Genomic DNA, 17,413 nt, shown 5'->3' with positions numbered 1-17,413 from the left:
GAGAGTACGGGGTCACGCAGACGGATTTACTGCACCTCGAGGTAGTCGACTTCCGTGTAGAGCGTGCCCTTGGTCAGCCGGATCGTGTTCCAGCCGGCGTTGAGCGTGACGGAGACCGAGCTCTGCTGCCAGTTGTCCCAGCCGGTGACCGGATAGCTGACCGCACCGGCATTGTTGCCATTGACAACGAGACCGTGGCTCGCCGTGGAGGCCGATCCGTTCGCGTAGCCGACATGCAATGTGTAGCCGCCGGCGACCGGCGCGAACACCGTGTTCTCCACCCACGAGTCGGCGTAGTCGATGTACGCGACCACCTTCCCGTCCGACGCGCCGGCCGCGTTCGACCGTACGACGCAGTGGTTCAGCGTGCCGCGCCCCGGCTCCCGCGCACCACCGGGTAGTCGTTCGCCCACCCGACGTCAGCGACGTACAGGTGCCGTCCGCCGTTCACCCAGCCGTGGACGAACACCTTGTTCCCGACGACGTCCGCGCCACCCGGCCCGCAGATGTGGTTGTCGAACGTCGCCGTCGTCATCAACGGCCGGTACGCCGTGGTCCACGGGCCGCTCAGACTCGTCGAGGTCGCGTACGACGTCAGGTAGTTGCAGTCGTTGTAGCCGCCGCCGGAGAAGAACAGGACGTACTGGCTGCCGCGCTGGACGAGATCCGGCGCCTCGATCACGCCGCTCGACGTGAGCATCGCGGTATTGCCGCCGACGAGACTCCGACCGTTGTTCGCCGTACGGGTCAGCCAGAGCGTCGACGGCCGGCTGATGGCGTTGCCGTCGTTCTTCCAGACGAGATACCGGGTGCCGTCGTTCGCGACGAACGTGTTCGCGTCGATCGCGCCGCCCAGGTCGAGCGGGCAGATCAACGGCGCCGTACCGACCGGCTGGAACGGGCCGAGCGGATTCGTGGCGGTGGCCACGCCGATGCACTGGCGGCCGGAGGCCTTGTGCCAGGCGGTGTAGGTCAGGGTGTAGGTGCCGTCGGAGTTCGGGTAGACGTCCGGCGCCCAGGTGCGGCCGGGCTGGGCCCAGGCGCTGGACGGGCCGCCGGGCATCGCGTCGCCGCGGACCGTCCAGGGCCCGTTCGCGCTCGGGGCGGTCGCGACCGGAAGGGTGCCGCGACTGCCGTTGGTCGCGTAGGCGTACCAGGTGCCGTTCTGCTGGAAGACATCCGGGTCGGGGAAGTTCTCGCCGATGATCTCGCTCGGGAAGACCGCCGGTGTGGTCGCGGCGTGGACCGTCGGTGACAGGAAGGCGGAGAGGCTGAAGACGGCCAGAGCGGCCGCCAGAAGTCGTCTCATGTGTGACTCCTCAGGTGGGGGCGGATACCTGTGGGACAAACTTTTCCATCGATTCACCTGAAACACGAGAGCTCAATCCCTGGACCCCGAGGTCTGCGAGGTGTTGACTCCCGCTAGTTGGTTTCCGCCTGGTTTGAGGGAGGGTCTCGTGAGTCGTTTACCGAGAGGGATGATCGCCGCGGTTGCCGCGGTCGCAGCCGCTGTGGGTGGGGTCGTCACGCAATCGGTCGCGGCGCCCACCGCCGTACAGACAACAGCTCTCCAGCAGCGGCTCGACGGGCTGCTGAACGACAGCCGGTACGACGGTTCGCAGGTCGCGCTCGTGGTCCGCGACGCGACCACCGGTGAGACGCTGTACGACCGCAACGGCGGCCAGCGGATGCTGCCCGCGTCGAACACCAAGCTGTTCAGCTCGACCGCCGCGATGCACGTCCTCGGCCCGTCGTACCGCTTCCACACCGACGTACTCGCCGGCGCGCCCGTCCGCGGCGGACAGCTGCTCGGCAACCTCTATCTGAAGGGGTACGGCGACCCGACCGCACTCGAGTCGGATTACGCGGCACTGGCCAAGCAGCTCAAGACCGCCGGCGTACGGCGGGTGTACGGCGACCTGATCGCCGACGACACGTACTTCGACCACGTCCGTCTCGGTGACAGCTGGGCCTGGGACGACGAGCCGTTCTACTACAACGCGCAGATCTCCGCACTGACGCTCGCCCCGAACACGGACTACGACTCCGGTACGGCGATCGTCGAGAGCCGCCCCGGTGCGACCGTCGGCGCACCGGTGCAGCTGGCCATGGTCCCGGCGAACGGCGTACTCACGATCGTCAACACCGCGACGACCGGCGCGGCCGGTTCCTCGAACACGCTGAACGTCGAGCGCGACCACGGCACCAACGTCGTCCGGGTCAGCGGCTCGCTGCCGCTGGGCGCCTCGGTCGACCAGGAATGGGTGACCGTCTGGGAGCCCGAGCTGTACGCCGCCGACGTGTTCCGGCGCGCGCTGTCCGCCCAGGGCATATCGGTCAGCGGCCGGATCAAGAACGCGGCCACTCCGGCGAGCGCGACGCGTCTGGCGCGGGACGAGTCGATGACCGTCGGCGAACTGATGACGCCGTTCCTGAAGCTCTCGAACAACATGCACGCCGAGACCCTGGTCAAGGCGATGGGTGCCGTCGTGGAGGCGGACGGCTCCTGGTCGTCCGGGCTGGGCGTCGTCACCGACTACGCGAAGAGCATCGGCGTCGACACCAGCCGGATCCGGCTCTCCGACGGCTCCGGCCTGTCGCGCAAGGTGAACGTGACCGCGGACTCGATCACTGACGTACTGATCGGTGCGCAGAAAGAGTCCTGGTGGAAGCAGTGGTACGACGCTCTGCCGATCGCGGGCAACCCGGATCGGTTCGTCGGCGGCACGCTGCGCAGCCGGATGCAGAACACGCCGGCCGCCAACAACCTGCACGGCAAGACCGGATCGCTCACCGGCGTCACCTCGCTGTCCGGGTACGTGACGAACAAGGACGGCCGGAAGCTGGTGTTCTCGATGATCAGCAACAACTATCTGGTCAGCCCGCGCTCGATCGAGGACGCCGTCGGCGTCACGCTCGCGTCCTGGTCAGACCAGGCGCCTCCCGCGACCGTGTCCACCTTGAGGACCGCTCAGACGACCTGTGAGCTGGAGTGGGACAAGGCCTGTTAGTGCCCCTTTAATGGCTCTTTAATGCCTTGGACAGTACGGCGGTCGTTCATCACCATGTGGGGATGACCGCCGTACTGCCAGACGCCTGCACCGTCCGTCCGCCGACGCTGGAGGACGCGCAGGCGTTGCTCGAGCTGGTGTCCGACTACAACACCTCGGTGGTCGGTTTCGCCGACTACACCCTCGACGACGCCCAGGACGAGCTCTCCGAGCCCGGCTTCGACCCAGCAACCGACGGCTGGCTGGTGTTCGACGACGGCCGGCTGGTCGGGTACGGCTCGGTCTTCGGCAAGGGCGATCATCGCCAGCTCGACCTCGACGTCGTGACCACCGACCCCGTCGTGGAGCGTTTTCTGCTCGACCGGGTCGAGCGCCGCGCAGCCGAGCTCGCCACGGAGTACGGGCACCCGGCAGTGCTGGTCGACATCGTCAACTACCAAGCCGACAAGGCCCGCGAGGAACGGCTGGCCGGCTACGGATTCGAGCGCGGCACGATCTTCCACCGGTTGCGGATCGACCACGACGGGGCGGTGCCGGCCCTCGCGGTTCCGGACGGAGTCACGGTACGGCGGGGCGCGCCGGACGAGGCGAGCCGTCGGGCCGCGCACGACGTACTGAATGCCAGCTTCGCGGGGCAGTTCGGGTTCTCGCCGCGCTCGTACGAGGAATGGCATGCCTCGCTGGAGAACTTCTCGGCCTTCGACTGGTCCCAGCAGACGCTGCTGGAACTGGACGGCGAGGTGGTCGCGATGCGGCTGTGCAACGACCAGTTCGTCGAGGACGAGAACTGCGGCTACATCGGGCGGCTCGGCGTACTGGAGAAGGCTCGCGGGAAAGGCCTCGCGAAGTTCCTGCTGCGCGACCAGTTCGCGCTCGACGCGGCGGCCGGACGAACCGGCACGATCCTGCACGTCGACACCAACAACCCGACTCCGGCACTCGGCGTGTACCTGTCGGTCGGCATGCAGGCCACCCTCGTGATGGAGGTCTGGCGACGCGAGGTGCCCGCCGCATGAGTCTGCCGCCCGGTTACACCGTTCGGACGATGCGGCAGGAGGACGCCGCGCTGATCGCGGAGCGGTCCGGGGTCTACACGTCGGCGCTGCTCGGCTTCCCCAAACACAGCCCGGAGGACGTCGCCAACTACCTCCGGGATCCCGGCATCGACCTGGCGACCGACGCCTGGGTAGTGCTCGACCCGGACGGCGACTTCGCCGGCTCGGCCACCGCCGTTCCGATCACCGGCGGCAGCCATCTGAATCTCGACATTCTCAGTGAGAACCCGGCTGTCCTCGACTGGCTGCTCGACCAGTCGGAGTGCCGCGCCCGCGAGCTCGGCCGGGACGAGGTGATCCTCCGAGTGGGTGCGATCCGGCAGGACGAGAAACTCCCCAAGGTTCTTGCCGCGCACGGTTTCACGGTCGGTACGTCGACGCACCGGATGCGCATCACCTTCGACGGCCCGGTGCCGCCACCCGCCGTACCGGAGGGCGTCGTCGTACGGCGCGGCGCTCCGGACGAGGCGAGCCGCCGGGCGGCCCACGGCGTACTGATGGAAGCTTTCGCCGACCAGCCCGGGACCCAGCCGCGACCGTTCGAGGACTGGGCCGCGTCGCGCGAGAGCCGATCGACGTTCGACTGGTCGCAGGTGACGGTCGTCGAGGTCGACGGCCGGGCCGTCGGGATGACCGAGTGCAACCACAACTTCCTCAGCACCGACAACTGCGGGTACGTCGGACGACTGGGCGTCGTACCGTCCGCCCGCGGCCGCGGTCTGGCCAAGTTCCTCCTGCAGAACGCGTTCGCGGTCGACGCCGCCGCCGGCCGCACCGGCACGATCCTGCACGTAGACGCCGGCAACCCAACCCCGGCCGTCGCCCTCTACACAGGCGCCGGCATGCACCCAGACATCACCAGCGACATCTGGACCAAGACCCTCCGCAACGACAGGAGGTAGTCGCGCCCTCGACGCCTCCTCACCCGGCCGTCCCCGCCTGAACGCCCGCTCCAGAGCCCGCTCCGAGCAACTACCTCCTGTCGTTAGCGGGTCCACCTCTTGCTCTCGAGAGATGTGAGAGATTACTCTCGAAACATGTCTCTCAGGAATCCGTACGGCGATTTCGAGATCACCGACCCGCAGGCGATGCGCGCGCTGGCGCACCCGGTGCGGCTCGCTGCGCTCAGCTATCTGCAGAAGAACGGCCCGGCGACGGCGACACAACTGTCCGAGCACGTCGGTGCCTCTCCCTCGGTGACCAGTTGGCACCTGCGGCACTTGGCGGGCTTCGGGCTGGTCGTGGACGGCCCGCCGCCGAGCGGGTCGGACCGGCGGCAGCGCTGGTGGCATGCGGCCGCCCGTGGCTTCCGGTTCGAGATGCCCGACACCGCGGAAGGCGCCGAGGCCGGCCGGCTGCTGCGGACCGAGCTGATGAACCAAGCACTCGAGTCGACCCAGCACTGGCTGACAGAGACCGAGCCGAACCTGGACCCCGAGTGGAGCCGGCTGGCCGGTACGTCGAACACCCTGCTGACCCTCACACCCGCCGAGGCCGAGGCCATGGAGTCCGCGATCGAGCAACTGATGGCGCCGTACGTCCAGCGTCGCGACGCCGGCGAGTCCCCCGACGACGCTCGCCCGGTGCGGTACGTCCGCATCTGCTTGCCTGAAGCAACGGAGTGACATGAAGACGCTGCCCGCCACCAGCCTTTGGCGTGACCAACGATTCCGGACCTTCTGGTCCGCGCAGGGCGTCTCCGAGTTCGGGGATCGGATCACCGAGCTGGCACTGCCGCTGATCGCCGTCACCATGCTCGACGCCTCCCCCAGCCAGGTCGGCTTCCTGACCGCGGCGGTGTGGCTGCCGAACCTCGCGTCGCTGTTCATCGGCACCTGGGTCGACCACCGGCGCGACAAACGACCGCTGATGATCGCCGCCGACCTGGCCCGGACGGTCCTGCTGCTGACCTTGCCGATCGCCTACTGGTTGGATCTGCTGACCCTCGGTCACTTGTACGCGATCGCGATCCTGGCCGGCACGGCGCATGTCGTGTTCGGTACGGCGTACGCCTCGTTCTTCGTCCGGATCGTCGAGCGGGACCAGTTCCTCGAGGCGAACAGCAAGCTGTCCGCGACGCGCTCGATCTCGTTCATGGCCGGGCCGGCCGTGGGCGGCCTGCTCGTCCAGTGGCTGACGGCGCCGGTCGCGATCGTCGTCGATGCGTTGACGTTCGTGTTCTCGGCTCTTCAGATCAGCCGGCTGAAGGTCGAGCCGGCGGCGTCCGAGCAGTCGGACGAGCCGCTGCTCCGCCGGGCCGCCGCCGGGATGCGGTACGTGCTCAAGCATCCCTACCTCAGCCGCAGCCTGGGCTGCGCGACCACGGTGAACTTCTTCAACCTGATGAGCATGGCGCTGCTCGTGCTGTTCGCGAGCCGCATCCTCGGGTTGTCCGCGGGTGTCATCGGCGTGGCGTTCGGGGTCGGCGCGTCCGGCGGCCTGCTCGGCGCAGTCACCGCGTCACCGCTCAGTCGCCGGTTCGGCGCCGGTCCGGTGATCGCGGCCGGCGCGGTCATCTTCCCGGGCTCGATCGCGATCGCCGCGCTCGCGGACGGGCCGACGTGGCTCAAGGCGGTCGCGCTCGCGGTCGCCGAGTTCATCGGAGCGTTCGCGGTGATGTGCTTCGACGTACCGCTGAACTCCCTGCAGGCCGCCGTCATCCACGACCACATGCGCAGCCGCGTCGCGGGTGCGTTCAGCAGCATCAACTACGGCATCAGGCCGCTCGGCGCGGTCGTCGGAGGGTTCCTCGGCACCTGGATCGGTGTCCGCGAAACCCTCCTCGTCTCCGCCGCCGGCGGCCTGCTCGCCGTACTGTGGCTGGTCGGCTCCCCGATCATCCGCACTCGCGAACTCACCGGCCTGGAGCCACCGGAGCTCTAGTCCTCGATCACGTCGACCTTGGCGACGGTCGTGCGGAGCGGGACCTCCTTGATGAAGGCGACCGCGATCAGGCTGACCACCGCACAGGCGGCCGCGATCAGGAAGATCCGTCCGGTCGCGTCGCCGTACGCGTGCCGCACCAACTCGGCCAGCTGCGGCGGCAGGTGGTTGACGTCCAGCAGACTCGTGCCGCCGGAACCACCCTCCTGCAACTTCCTCGCGGCCTCGGCACCACCCGGGCCACTGGCCAGCAGACCGTGGACGATCAGGTCCTTCACCCGGACGGCGAGGACGGCGCCCAGTGCGGAGACACCGACCGCACCACCCAGGCTGCGGAAGAATGCCACCGTCGCGCTCGAGGCACCGATCTGGGTGACGTCCACGGTGTTCTGCACAGCGAGGACCAGGTTCTGCATGGTCATGCCCATGCCCAGACCCATCGCCAGCATGCCGAGCCCGACGAACCAGTACGGCGAGGTGTGGTCGATCGTGCCGAGGATCAGCAGACCGCCGAGCAGCAGGATGCCGCCGGCAACCAGGTACCGCTTCCACTTGCCGTAGCGGGTGATCAGCTGACCGGAGCCCGCCGAGCCGACGAACGAACCGAGCATCATCGGGATCGTCAGCAGGCCGGCCTCGGTCGGGCTGTAGCCGCGGGCGATCTGGAAGTACTGACCGAGGAAGAGCGCACTGCCGAACATCGCGACGCCGACCGCGAGGCTGGCGACGATCGCCAGCGCCGTGGTCCGCTCCCGGACGACCTTCAGCGGGACCAGCGGCTCGGCCACCCGGCTCTCCACCATCACGGCGAGGAAGCCGAACAGCAAGGTGCCGCCGACGAACAGCGCGGACTGCCACGACATCCAGGCGAAGTCCGAGCCGGCGAAGGTGACCCAGAGCAGCGGCAGGCTGGCCGTGATGCTGATCAGCACCGCGCCGAGGTAGTCGATCCGGACCTCACGCTTCAACAGCGGCAGATGCAGGTACTTCTGCAGGATCACCAGGCTGACCACGGCCAGCGGGACGCACACGTAGAAGCACCAGCGCCAGCCGAGCCACGAGGTGTCGACGATGACGCCGCCGATGAGCGGGCCGCTGACGGTCGCGACCGCCATCACGGCGCCCATGTAACCGGAGTACCGGCCGCGCGAGCGGGGTGGGATCGCGGCGCCGATGATGGCCTGGGCGAGCGCCATCAGTCCGCCCATCGCGAGGCCCTGCAGCACCCGGGCGCCGATCAGGAACGGCACGTTGTGGGACAGGCCGGCCAGCGCCGAACCGACCACGAAGAGCGAGATCGCCAGCTGGACCAGCAGTTTCTTGCTCATCAGGTCCGAGAGCTTGCCCCAGATCGGGGTGGACACCGTGGTGGCCAGCAGGCTCGCGGTGAGGACCCAGGTGTACTGCGTCTGGGAACCCTCGAGCTCGGCGATGATCGTCGGCAGCGCATTGCTGACGATCGTCGAGCTCAGCATCGCCGTGAACAGCGCGGCGAGCAGGCCGATCAGGATCTCGAGGATCTCGCGGTGGGTGAGTTCCGGCGCACTGGGCAGTTGGCGCCGGGTCTCGGTGACAGTCATCAGTCTCCAGTCTTGGGGTTACGCCTCACGACCTTGTTGGCCTCGACAATGGCGGTGGCGACCCGCTGCATAGTGGCCGCGGCCGCGGTCATCGCTTCGTCGTCGAGGTCCGCAAGGGCGGTTCTCAGTTGCTGGGTGTAGGACGAATAGAGCGCCTCGAGCTGGGCCTTGCCCTGGGACGAGAGGCTGACCAGCCCCACGCGGGCATCGGCCGGGTCAGGCCGACGGCTCACCAGTCCGTCGGCCTCGAGCGCGGTCAGCTGCCGACTCACCACCGACGCGTCGACGCCGAGCTTGGCGGCGATCTCGCCGCCGCGCTGCTCGCCGTCCTTCATCAGCACCTTGAGCACACTCGCGTCGGAACGACGGAGTCCGCCGTCGCCGGCCAGGTGCCGGTGCTCGATACACCGCACGGCGCGCACCAGGGAGCTGACTCCTTCGAGCAGCTCCTGCGCGGCCGCATCCCGCTCTACCCCCGGGACAAGGGGTTGCTGAGCTAGTTGCATAACCCAACTATATACCTAAGTAGTTGGTTTCCACAACCATATGCACAGGCTGTGGAAAACTGGTTACGAGTGGTGAGCTCTCAGCCGAGGTCGGCGTTGAGGCGGCCGAGCAGGCGGCCGAGGTCGGCCAGGTCGGTGGGGTTCCAGCGGTCGAGGATGGCGCGGAACTCGGTCCGGCGCTGGGTGCGCATCGCCTCGTAGCGTTCGGCGCCGGTGGTCGTCAGGCGCAGCAGGCGGGCGCGGCCGTCGTCCGGGTCGCCGACGCGTTCGATCAGGCCGAGGTTCTCCAGCTGGGTGATGCCGCGGCTGACGGTGGACTTGTCGAGGCCGAGCACCTGGGCGACGTCCGAGGCGCGCACGCCGGCGCTGCTGCCGGTGCCCATCTCGATCTGGGAGATCAGCGCGTAGCCGGCCGCGTCCATCTCCGGGTGCACGCGGCGAGCGAGCCGCAGCGAGGCCGACCGTGACCGGCGGAACAGCGCCGACAGTTCCTGCTCGATCGCCGCGACCATCTGCTCCGACCGCTCAGCAGACGGGGCCGGCTGGTCCGGCTGGGCCGCCTGGTTCGAGTGGTCGACCTCGGCGGGTGTGCTCACCGGACCACGATCCCGGCGTCGCGCAGCGCCTTCTTCACGTCGGCGATCCGGAAGTCGCCGAAGTGGAACACGCTCGCGGCGAGTACGGCGTCCGCGCCGGCCTGGACCGCGGGCGGGAAGTGTTCCGGCGCCCCTGCTCCCCCGCTGGCGATCAGCGGTACGTCGACCACCGCGCGAACCGCCTTGATCAGCTCGAGGTCGAACCCCTGTTTCGTCCCGTCGGCGTCCATCGAGTTGAGCAGGATCTCCCCCGCGCCCAGCTCACAACCGCGCTGCGCCCACTCGATCGCGTCCAGCCCGGCCGACTTCCGGCCGCCGTGCGTGGTGACCTCGAACCCGCTCGGCTGCTCCGCGGCCCGTCGTACGTCGAGGGACAGCACCAGCACCTGGTTGCCGAAGCGGTGCGCGATCTCGTGGATCACGTCCGGCCGCGCGATCGCGCCGGTGTTGATCCCGACCTTGTCCGCACCGGCCCGCAGCAGCCGGTCCACGTCGCCCACCTCGCGGACCCCGCCGCCCACGGTCAGCGGGATGAACACCTGCTCGGCGGTACGCCGGACAACGTCGTACGTCGTCTCGCGCGACCCCGACGACGCGGTGATGTCGAGAAAGGTCAGCTCGTCCGCACCCTCCGCGTCGTACACCTGCGCCATCTCGACCGGATCCCCGGCGTCCCGCAGATCCGCGAAGTTGACGCCCTTCACCACCCGTCCGGCATCAACGTCCAGACAGGGAATCACCCGCACAGCAAGACTCACGACGCAAGCCTAGCGTTCGGCCTGAACCAACCAGTGCAACAGCGGCGGCGTGGACAGGCGCCACGCGTGTGGGCAGGCAGCGGGGGTGTGGAGATGCGACGGGGGCTGTGAACAGGCAATAACTTGTTCACAGCCCCCGGCACGCCGGTCTACACCCGACGGCCGCCCGCGCCAGGCGGCGGTTACTTCCAGGCGCGGCGGCGGTTGTCGGTGGACTTCATGGGGCGGGTGGACTCCCAGACGCGGCGCCAGCGGGCTGCTTCGGGGCCGGTCTGCGGGGGTGAGGCGCCGATGGCGGCGCGGCGGCGGGCCTCGTACCAGGTGGTGGACTCCTCGTCGAGGAGAGCCGAGACCGCGGCCGCGATCCGGGGCGCGAAGTCGCGAGCACTCTCACCCTCGGCAGGCTTCAACGGGTCGCCGTACCGGACGTGCACCGCGGGTCGGCCGGGGATCGGCCAGCCGCGGCCGCGCGGCATCGCGGCGAACGAGCCCTTGATGCCGACCGGGATCACCGGCACGTCGTGCTCGACGGCCAGGTACGCCGCGCCCATCCGGAACCGCTGGATCCAGCCGTCCGGCGAGCGCGTGCCCTCCGGGAAGACCACGACGTTCCAGCCGTCCGCGAGCAGGTCGCCCGGCGTGGAGCTCATCTTGCCGCCGCGGCGCTCGATCGGGAAGGTGTTGAACACGATCGCCGACCCGGCCGCCCGCCACCAGGTGTCGAAGAAGTAGTCCGCCGCGGCCGCGAACGCCGTCTTGCGGCGCATCGCGTCCGGCAGCGACAGCAGCAGCAACGGGGTGTCCAGGTGCGACGAGTGGTTCGCCACGATGATCGCCGGGCCGTCGAGCTTGAGCAGCGAGTCCAGGCCGCTGACCCGCGGGCTCACCTCGAAGTTCAGGACGGCGTTCAGCGGACCCTTCTGGAGCAGGTCGCGGATCGCGATCGCGGCCGGCGTCCGGGCCCACTTGGTCGGGAAGACCGCGGACTCCTTCGGGATCACGTACGGCTCGGCGGACCGCGGTACCTGCGGCCGCCGGCCCCAGCGCCACCCGCGCGCGACCTGCTTCACGTCGCGCGCGGTGTCCTTGCCGAACTTCACCAGACTCGCGCCCATCAGCGCACGTCCGCGAGCAGGTGCGGCGGGTTGTGCAGGTACGTGATCGACGGCGACCGGCCGACCGAGTGGCTGACCATCTCGAGTGCGTCCTGCAGCGTCGACGCGGACCGGAAGCCCATCCGCTCGACGGTCTTGCGGTTCGCGCCGACCCAGACGATGTCACCGCAGTGGTCCAGCGCGTGGGAGATCCAGTACCACATGTAGAACGGGTGTACGCCGTGGTACGCGTACGACGTCCGGTACAGGTGGATGTACCACGGGTCCTCGGCGTACTGCTTCTCGAACTTCGCCTCGATCGTCGCCGGGTCGGTCGACTCCGACAGCACCTCCTCGAAGAAGTCGACGTACGACGGGTGGTGCAACTGGCTGAACTCGTAGTCGACCGGGTGGTAAAGGATCACCGCGCCGTCCTTGCGGACGACAGGGTTGCCCCGGTACGAGTTGAAGTAGTAACCCAGGCCCATGCAGGCGGCCAGGATCGGGTTCATCACCGAGTTCACGTTGTACGGGCCGACGAACGGCACGCCCATGATCGCGACGTCGGACTGGCCCTGGACCTCGACCAGGTGCTGGCGGTGCACGGCCTCGATCGTCTTCTCGTGCACCGGCTCGATCGCCCCGGCGTTGATCCCGGTCAGGCCGTAGTTCGACCGGACGTCGGTGAAGATCTTGTGCCGGACCTTGGCCGGCGCGGCGGCCAGCGCGCGCTTGGTGCCGAGCATCGAGGCCTGGTCCTTGATCGACCACTCCCACTCGCGCTTCTGCAGGAACTCGATCGGCCCGCCGAAGATGTCGTTGTTCAGCGTCGTCTCGATCTGGAAGACCTTGACGTGGCTGGTCAGCACCTCGCCCATCCGCCAGGCGGAGTGGTGCATCTTCGAGGCCTTGTGGTCCATGAACGACCGCGAGTGGATCATCGTGTGGCTGTTGTGGTGGTGCTTCAGCGACTTGTACGACGCCAGCCCGATCGACGTCGACTTGTGCCCGCCGTCCATCGCCACCAGGTTCACGTTCACGTAGACCAGCAGGTCGGACTCGGCCGCCCGCTTGGAGATCTCGACATCCTCGCCGTGCCGGGTCTGGCCCAGGTGGGTCAGGTTGTCGCGGTCCTCGGCGTCGAAGTTGTAGAGCTTCCCGTCCGGGAAGAACGACCGGAAGACCCGCTCGCCGACAATCTCGCGCAGCTCGTTCGGGGTCAGCCGGCGGTGCAGCGCATTCGCGGAGATCAGCTCGACGTCGTCGACACCGGCCTGTGCGGCCAGCTCCAGCACCGCCTCGATGACGCGCTGCCGGATGTCCGGCTTCTTCATCGGGGGCAGCGGCAGCGAGATGTCGTCGAACGCGATCGTCAGCCGCATCCCGGCGCGCAGCAGCTCCGGCAGCGGCTCGGAGTCGATCGGGTTCAGCAGCGCGTTCTGGATCGCCTCGTCGACGTCGCGGACCGGCGGCAGCGCCTCCGGCGGGTACACCACCCGGGTGCCCTGCGGGAACCGCTCCAGCAGGAAGCCCTCGCCGTTGTGCACGAGCAGCGGCGGCGTCCGGTCGTCCACCTCAAGCACGAAACCTGGCCGAGACATGTCAGAACCTCTCTCGTCGTACGTTCAGCGCCCTCATGAGGCCCTCACATCGAAAGCAACCTTGACTGTTCCCAGTCGGCCGGCGGAGTGCGCGTGGTCGAGCGCCTCGCGCCAGCGGTACAGCGGGTAGCGGGCCCCGACGATCCCGTCCAGCGGGGCGCGGCCGGCGAGTTCCAGCGCGGTCTCGAACGCCGGGCGGCCGTTCGGCTCCTCCCGTGCGGAGGCGTACGTGCCGGTGACCTCGAGCTCGCGGAACCACACCGGCGACAGGTCGGCGCCGCTGGCCGGCATCCCGGACAGCACCACCCGGCCGCCGGCCTTGGTGACCCGCAGCACGGTGTCTATCGAGTCCTTGCTGCCGACCGCGTCGACGGCGACGTCGACGCCGCCGAGCAGGAACTCGCCCCCGCTGAAGTCCTGCTTCAGCCGGAACGCCCCGGTCGCCCGCCGTACGCCGCGGAACACCTCGTCCGGCGCCACGACATCGCTGGCCCCGAACGCGCGCGCCAGCTCACGCTGCTTCGCGTGCTTGGCGACCACGGTGATCCGCCCGGCCTGCGTCAGCTCACGCAACGCGAGCGTCGCGAACAGCCCGACCGCACCGGCGCCGCTGACCAGCACGGACTGTCCCGGCTGAACCTTGGCCCGCAGCGCAGCGTGTACCGCACCCGCCAACGGCTCGACCAGTACGGCGCGCTCGTCGGACATCCCGTCCGGTACGGCGTACAACTGGCTGCGATGCGCGACCATCACGTTGCCCCAGCCGCCACCGGTGTCGCGGCAGAACCCGGTCTGCAGACCCGGCGCGACATGGCCGACCGTGATCCGGTCGCACCTGTTGGTGTTTCCGGACACGCAGCCCTCGCACGGCTCGACGCCGCGCGCCGCGCAGGTCAGGACGCTGTCCATCACCACGCGGGTGCCCTTCGGCAGGTCCTCGCAGTCGTCGAGCAGCTCGCCGACGATCTCGTGGCCCGGAACGAACGGCAGCGACACAACCGCGGAGAAGTACAGCTTCGTGGCGCCGGTGACCATGCCGAGGTCCGAGCCGCAGATGCCGGACAGGATCGGCCGGATCCGCGCCCAGCCCTCCCGCTCGGCCTTCGGCTCGTTGATGGTGACGAGGCGCAGCGGCGCGGCCGGTCCGGTCAGGATGCCGGGGATACGGCCGCCGACCGCCTTGGCCGCCAGGTACTTCGCCGGCGACCGGTACATCTCTAGAGCGAGCATCATCGGGCGTTCACCCCTGGGAGCTCCAGACGGGACGACGTGGACGGGGTCTTCCAATCGACGATCTGCCAGCGCGCGGCCCGGGCGGCCCGGAACAGCGACACGTCCGGCGAGACCGCGACCGGGTTGCCGACCGCTGACAGCATCGGCAGGTCCGAGTGGCTGTCGGCGTAGGCGTACGACTTGGACAGGTCGATGTTGGTCTGCCGCGCGTGGTGCTTCAGCCACGCGGCCCGCGACTCACCGACCAGCGGCGGGCCGGACAGGAAGCCGGTGCAGCGGCCGCGGTCGTCGACGGCCAGCTCGGCGGCGACGATCTCGTCGAACAACGGCTCCAGCGGACGGGTCAGCGGCCGGACGGCGCCGGTGATCAGGATCGTCTTGTGCCCCGCGGCGCGGTGCTCGCGAATCCGTCGTACGGCCGCGCCACTCAACCGTTCGAGCACGTGCTCGGCGAGGATCTCGTCGACGATCTGGTTCAGCTCCTCCAGATCCGCACCGGCGTACCGGCGGTAGATCGTGCGGAGGAACGTGCCCCGGTCCTTGCGCTCGGCGGCGATCAGCTTCGGGAGCTTGCGGAGCATCGCGCCGATCTCGCCGGCCCGCTGCGGGCCGTCCAGCTCGGGCAGCCGCATCCACAGATAGGTCTCGATCACGTTCGACGACAGCAGCGTGCCGTCCATGTCGAACGCCGCCACGACCTTCGCCGTGTCAGCCGAGGACGGCTCGACCTTCTTCAGCACGCCCGCGGACTCGGCGAGCGCCTTGTTCCGCTTCTTGCGGACGACGTCCAGCCGACGCATCGACTCGGTGACGCTCGGGCAGTGCAGCTCCTGCAGGTAGTACTGCCAGTCGACGACCGCCGTGTCGCAGGCGAACTTCTCCTTGTCGTCACCTTCGAGCGCGTTGTGCAGCGCGAGCACGTTGTCGTCGATGAACTGCAGCTCCGCCTGCGCGTACTCGGAGTACAGGTCCATGTAGCGGCGCAGGAAGTCGAGGCGGCGCTTCTGGACGTCGAGCTCGCGGGCGTACTTCCGGGTCCGCTCACCCCGCGGGACGGTGGTGATGATCTTGTCGGCGATCTTGTGCGCGCGCTCGCCGTACCTGAGCATGCTCTCGACCGAGTCGCCGCCGGGGAACTTCCACACCGGCAGCCGGACCGCGCCGCGCTCGCCGAGGTCGAAGGGGTGCTTGGAGAAGTACGCGCGGACGCCGGCGTACAGCTGCTCGAACGTCAGCGGGTTCCGGGCGCCGGAACCGATGTGGTAGTACTCCGGCTTGCTCAGCTCGGGCTCGGTCGCCATCACCGCGCAGATCGCGCCGACGACGTGGTCGACCGGGATGATCTCGATCACCGAGTCCGGCGATGCCGGGAACTCGGGCAGCTCGCCGCGGCCGTAGGCCAGGATCAGCGGCTCGGCCATCTTGAAGCCCTCGATCCAGCCCGGGTGCGGACTCTGCAGCGCGGACTCGATGATGGCCGGCCGGACGATCGACGTCGGCAGCTTGCCGGAGAACTCCTCCACCACGCGCTCGCCGAGCGCCTTGGTGAACGTGTAGCAGTCGGTCCAGCCGAGGCTGCGGGCGCGCTCGGTGCCGGTCTCGACCAGCCGCTTCGCGACCCATTCGGTACGCCGTCGCTCGGTGTCGGCCGCGGCCGTCAGGTGACCGGCGCGCCGGTGCAGCTTCTCGGCGTCCTTGCGGAACCTCGCCAGCATCGGCGCGGACCGGGACTGCTCCTCGATCCGGGACTTCATCGCCATCCCGGCCTCGGCCTCGGTCCGCCAGTCGACGAAGTGGTCGACCGGGGCCTCCGGGATCGCACCGCGCCGGCGGCCGGCGGTGTAGGCGGTGGAGATGTGCACGTAGTGGACCTGCCGGCCCGTTTCGACGATCCGCTCGAGCAGGCTCTTGGTGCCGAGCACGTTGGTCGTGAACGCCTCGTGGATCGGCGGGTCGAAGCTCACGTCGCCGGCGCAGTGCACGACGATGTCGAGATCCTTCGGCAGCTCCGGCACGTCGGACAGGTCGCCGTCGATCACCTGGATCCGGGCGGCCGACAGCGCCTCGGCGTCGGCGTACTCCGTGCCCTCGCCGTAGAACGGCTTGAAGATGTCCTTCCGGAGCAGCTGCGCCATCCGGTCGGTGCCGGTCATCGAGCCCTTCGGCCGGATGATCGCGACCACGGTGGTGCCGGGAAGCTCGCCGATGATCCGGTGCAGCAGCGCCTCACCGACGAAGCCGGTGACACCGGTGACCAGGACCTTCTTGTCCTTGAGCTTGTCCTTGAGCTTGCCGCCCACACTCACTTGTCGCCTCCACGCGTGAGCTCGAGTGCCTCGGTCAGGGTGAACGCACCGGCGTACAGCGCCTTGCCGACGATGACGCCCTCGACGCCGTCGGCGACCAGCGTGCTCAGCGCCCGCAGGTCGTCCAGGCTCGAGACGCCGCCGGAGGCGATGATCGGCTTGTCGGTGCGTGCGCACAGGTCGCGGTACAGGTCCAGGTTCGGGCCCTGGAGCATGCCGTCCTTGGTGACGTCGGTGACCACGTAGCGCTCGCAGCCGGCCGTCTCCAGCCGGGCGAGCACCTCGTACAGGTCGCCGCCTTCCTTGGTCCAGCCGCGGGCGGCCAGCGTGCGGCCGCGGACGTCCAGACCGATCGCGACGCGGTCGCCGTACTGCTGGATGATCCGGTCGCACCACTCGGGGTCCTCGAGCGCGGCGGTGCCGATGTTCACCCGGCGCGCGCCGGTCGCCAGCGCGGCCTCCAGGGAGTCGTCGTCGCGGATGCCGCCGGACAGTTCGACCTGTACGTCGAGCTTGCCGGTCACCTCGGCGAGCAGCTCACGGTTGCTGCCGCGGCCGAACGCCGCGTCCAGGTCGACCAGGTGGATCCACTCCGCCCCGGCGTCCTGCCAGGCCATCGCCGCCGCGAGCGGGTCGCCGTACGACGTCTCACTGCCGGCCTCGCCCTGCACCAGCCGAACCGCCTGACCGTCCGCCACATCGACGGCAGGCAGCAGCACCAGGTTCTCAGACATGGCCACACCCTAGAGGGCGATGCGGAAAGATTCGTAACCCGGAGGCCTCCTGAGTC

General features: G+C 69.0%; 16 protein-coding genes. 5 read left to right on the top strand and 11 right to left on the bottom strand.

The window, feature by feature from the left end; all coding sequences use genetic code 11:
* Nucleotides 1-26 precede the first annotated feature (26 nt).
* Nucleotides 27-413: a CBM35 domain-containing protein gene (locus EV651_RS42400; protein WP_238157012.1), complete on the bottom strand. Its 387-nt coding sequence runs from the start codon at nt 411-413 to the stop codon at nt 27-29.
* On the bottom strand, nt 362-1,309 hold the full coding sequence (locus tag EV651_RS18095; RefSeq protein ID WP_238157011.1) for a glycoside hydrolase family 43 protein: 948 nt from the start codon (nt 1,307-1,309) through the stop codon (nt 362-364). The genes EV651_RS42400 and EV651_RS18095 overlap by 52 nt, the downstream gene beginning before the upstream one ends.
* Nucleotides 1,310-1,457: 148 nt before the next feature.
* Here EV651_RS18095 and dacB point away from each other — a divergent pair, with 148 nt between their 5' ends.
* The 5 genes from dacB (at nt 1,458) to EV651_RS18070 (ending at nt 6,949) form a co-directional block, all read left to right on the top strand.
* Nucleotides 1,458-3,011 carry a D-alanyl-D-alanine carboxypeptidase/D-alanyl-D-alanine-endopeptidase gene (dacB, locus tag EV651_RS18090; protein WP_238157010.1) on the top strand — a complete coding sequence of 518 codons (1,554 nt, stop codon included), beginning with the start codon at nt 1,458-1,460 and terminating at the stop codon, nt 3,009-3,011.
* 62 nt (nt 3,012-3,073) lie between these two features.
* Complete coding sequence (locus EV651_RS18085) at nt 3,074-4,027, top strand: GNAT family N-acetyltransferase (RefSeq protein WP_133786358.1); 954 nt, start codon at nt 3,074-3,076, stop codon at nt 4,025-4,027.
* Nucleotides 4,024-4,968, top strand: coding sequence for a GNAT family N-acetyltransferase (locus EV651_RS18080; RefSeq protein ID WP_133786357.1), 945 nt, complete (start codon nt 4,024-4,026; stop codon nt 4,966-4,968). The genes EV651_RS18085 and EV651_RS18080 overlap by 4 nt, the downstream gene beginning before the upstream one ends.
* Nucleotides 4,969-5,103: 135 nt before the next feature.
* Entirely contained in the window at nt 5,104-5,691 is a 588-nt protein-coding gene (locus tag EV651_RS18075; RefSeq protein WP_133786356.1) for a helix-turn-helix transcriptional regulator, read from the top strand.
* Between the two features lies 1 nt (nt 5,692).
* On the top strand, nt 5,693-6,949 hold the full coding sequence (locus tag EV651_RS18070; protein ID WP_133786355.1) for an MFS transporter: 1,257 nt from the start codon (nt 5,693-5,695) through the stop codon (nt 6,947-6,949).
* On the opposite strand, the gene EV651_RS18065 is transcribed toward EV651_RS18070, so the two are convergent.
* From EV651_RS18065 to priA, 9 genes are all read right to left on the bottom strand, one after another.
* Entirely contained in the window at nt 6,946-8,529 is a 1,584-nt protein-coding gene (locus EV651_RS18065; protein ID WP_133786354.1) for an MDR family MFS transporter, read from the bottom strand. The genes EV651_RS18070 and EV651_RS18065 overlap by 4 nt on opposite strands.
* A complete protein-coding gene (locus EV651_RS18060) occupies nt 8,529-9,035 on the bottom strand; it encodes a MarR family winged helix-turn-helix transcriptional regulator (protein WP_133786353.1) in 507 nt (168 codons plus the stop codon). Before EV651_RS18060 ends, EV651_RS18065 begins: the two co-directional genes overlap by 1 nt.
* 80 nt (nt 9,036-9,115) lie before the next feature.
* Nucleotides 9,116-9,631 carry a MarR family winged helix-turn-helix transcriptional regulator gene (locus tag EV651_RS18055; protein ID WP_238157008.1) on the bottom strand — a complete coding sequence of 172 codons (516 nt, stop codon included), beginning with the start codon at nt 9,629-9,631 and terminating at the stop codon, nt 9,116-9,118.
* On the bottom strand, nt 9,628-10,389 hold the full coding sequence (hisF, locus tag EV651_RS18050) for an imidazole glycerol phosphate synthase subunit HisF (protein WP_133786352.1): 762 nt from the start codon (nt 10,387-10,389) through the stop codon (nt 9,628-9,630). The genes EV651_RS18055 and hisF overlap by 4 nt, the downstream gene beginning before the upstream one ends.
* A 182-nt stretch (nt 10,390-10,571) precedes the next feature.
* A complete protein-coding gene (locus EV651_RS18045; protein ID WP_133786351.1) occupies nt 10,572-11,504 on the bottom strand; it encodes a lysophospholipid acyltransferase family protein in 933 nt (310 codons plus the stop codon).
* Nucleotides 11,504-13,084: a lactate racemase domain-containing protein gene (locus EV651_RS18040; RefSeq protein WP_133786350.1), complete on the bottom strand. Its 1,581-nt coding sequence runs from the start codon at nt 13,082-13,084 to the stop codon at nt 11,504-11,506. The genes EV651_RS18045 and EV651_RS18040 overlap by 1 nt, the downstream gene beginning before the upstream one ends.
* Nucleotides 13,085-13,117: 33 nt before the next feature.
* Nucleotides 13,118-14,317: a zinc-binding dehydrogenase gene (locus EV651_RS18035; RefSeq protein ID WP_133786349.1), complete on the bottom strand. Its 1,200-nt coding sequence runs from the start codon at nt 14,315-14,317 to the stop codon at nt 13,118-13,120.
* On the bottom strand, nt 14,314-16,623 hold the full coding sequence (locus EV651_RS18030) for an HAD-IB family hydrolase (RefSeq protein ID WP_238157007.1): 2,310 nt from the start codon (nt 16,621-16,623) through the stop codon (nt 14,314-14,316). Before EV651_RS18030 ends, EV651_RS18035 begins: the two co-directional genes overlap by 4 nt.
* Nucleotides 16,620-17,357 (bottom strand): bifunctional 1-(5-phosphoribosyl)-5-((5-phosphoribosylamino)methylideneamino)imidazole-4-carboxamide isomerase/phosphoribosylanthranilate isomerase PriA, encoded by a 738-nt coding sequence (gene priA, locus EV651_RS18025; protein ID WP_133786348.1) that lies wholly within the window; start codon nt 17,355-17,357, stop codon nt 16,620-16,622. Before priA ends, EV651_RS18030 begins: the two co-directional genes overlap by 4 nt.
* Nucleotides 17,358-17,413: the final 56 nt, after the last annotated feature.

Source organism: Kribbella sp. VKM Ac-2571 (assembly GCF_004362255.1).
GTDB classification, from domain to species: Bacteria; Actinomycetota; Actinomycetes; order Propionibacteriales; family Kribbellaceae; genus Kribbella; species Kribbella pratensis.
The sequence above is the reverse complement of the archived record's forward strand: the minus strand, read 5'-3'. Positions and strand labels throughout refer to the sequence as shown.

Excerpts from the sequence above, each read along its gene's own strand:
- EV651_RS18040 (WP_133786350.1), bottom strand. The coding sequence starts at position 13,084 with ATGTCTCGGCCAGGTTTCGTGCTTGAGGTGGACGACCGGACGCCGCCG.
- EV651_RS18035 (WP_133786349.1), bottom strand. The coding sequence starts at position 14,317 with ATGATGCTCGCTCTAGAGATGTACCGGTCGCCGGCGAAGTACCTGGCG.
- priA (WP_133786348.1), bottom strand. The coding sequence starts at position 17,357 with ATGTCTGAGAACCTGGTGCTGCTGCCTGCCGTCGATGTGGCGGACGGT.
- EV651_RS18065 (WP_133786354.1), bottom strand. The coding sequence starts at position 8,529 with ATGACTGTCACCGAGACCCGGCGCCAACTGCCCAGTGCGCCGGAACTC.
- EV651_RS18045 (WP_133786351.1), bottom strand. The coding sequence starts at position 11,504 with ATGGGCGCGAGTCTGGTGAAGTTCGGCAAGGACACCGCGCGCGACGTG.
- EV651_RS18075 (WP_133786356.1), top strand. The coding sequence starts at position 5,104 with ATGTCTCTCAGGAATCCGTACGGCGATTTCGAGATCACCGACCCGCAG.
- EV651_RS18060 (WP_133786353.1), bottom strand. The coding sequence starts at position 9,035 with ATGCAACTAGCTCAGCAACCCCTTGTCCCGGGGGTAGAGCGGGATGCG.
- EV651_RS18095 (WP_238157011.1), bottom strand. The coding sequence starts at position 1,309 with ATGAGACGACTTCTGGCGGCCGCTCTGGCCGTCTTCAGCCTCTCCGCC.
- EV651_RS18080 (WP_133786357.1), top strand. The coding sequence starts at position 4,024 with ATGAGTCTGCCGCCCGGTTACACCGTTCGGACGATGCGGCAGGAGGAC.
- EV651_RS18070 (WP_133786355.1), top strand. The coding sequence starts at position 5,693 with ATGAAGACGCTGCCCGCCACCAGCCTTTGGCGTGACCAACGATTCCGG.
- EV651_RS18085 (WP_133786358.1), top strand. The coding sequence starts at position 3,074 with ATGACCGCCGTACTGCCAGACGCCTGCACCGTCCGTCCGCCGACGCTG.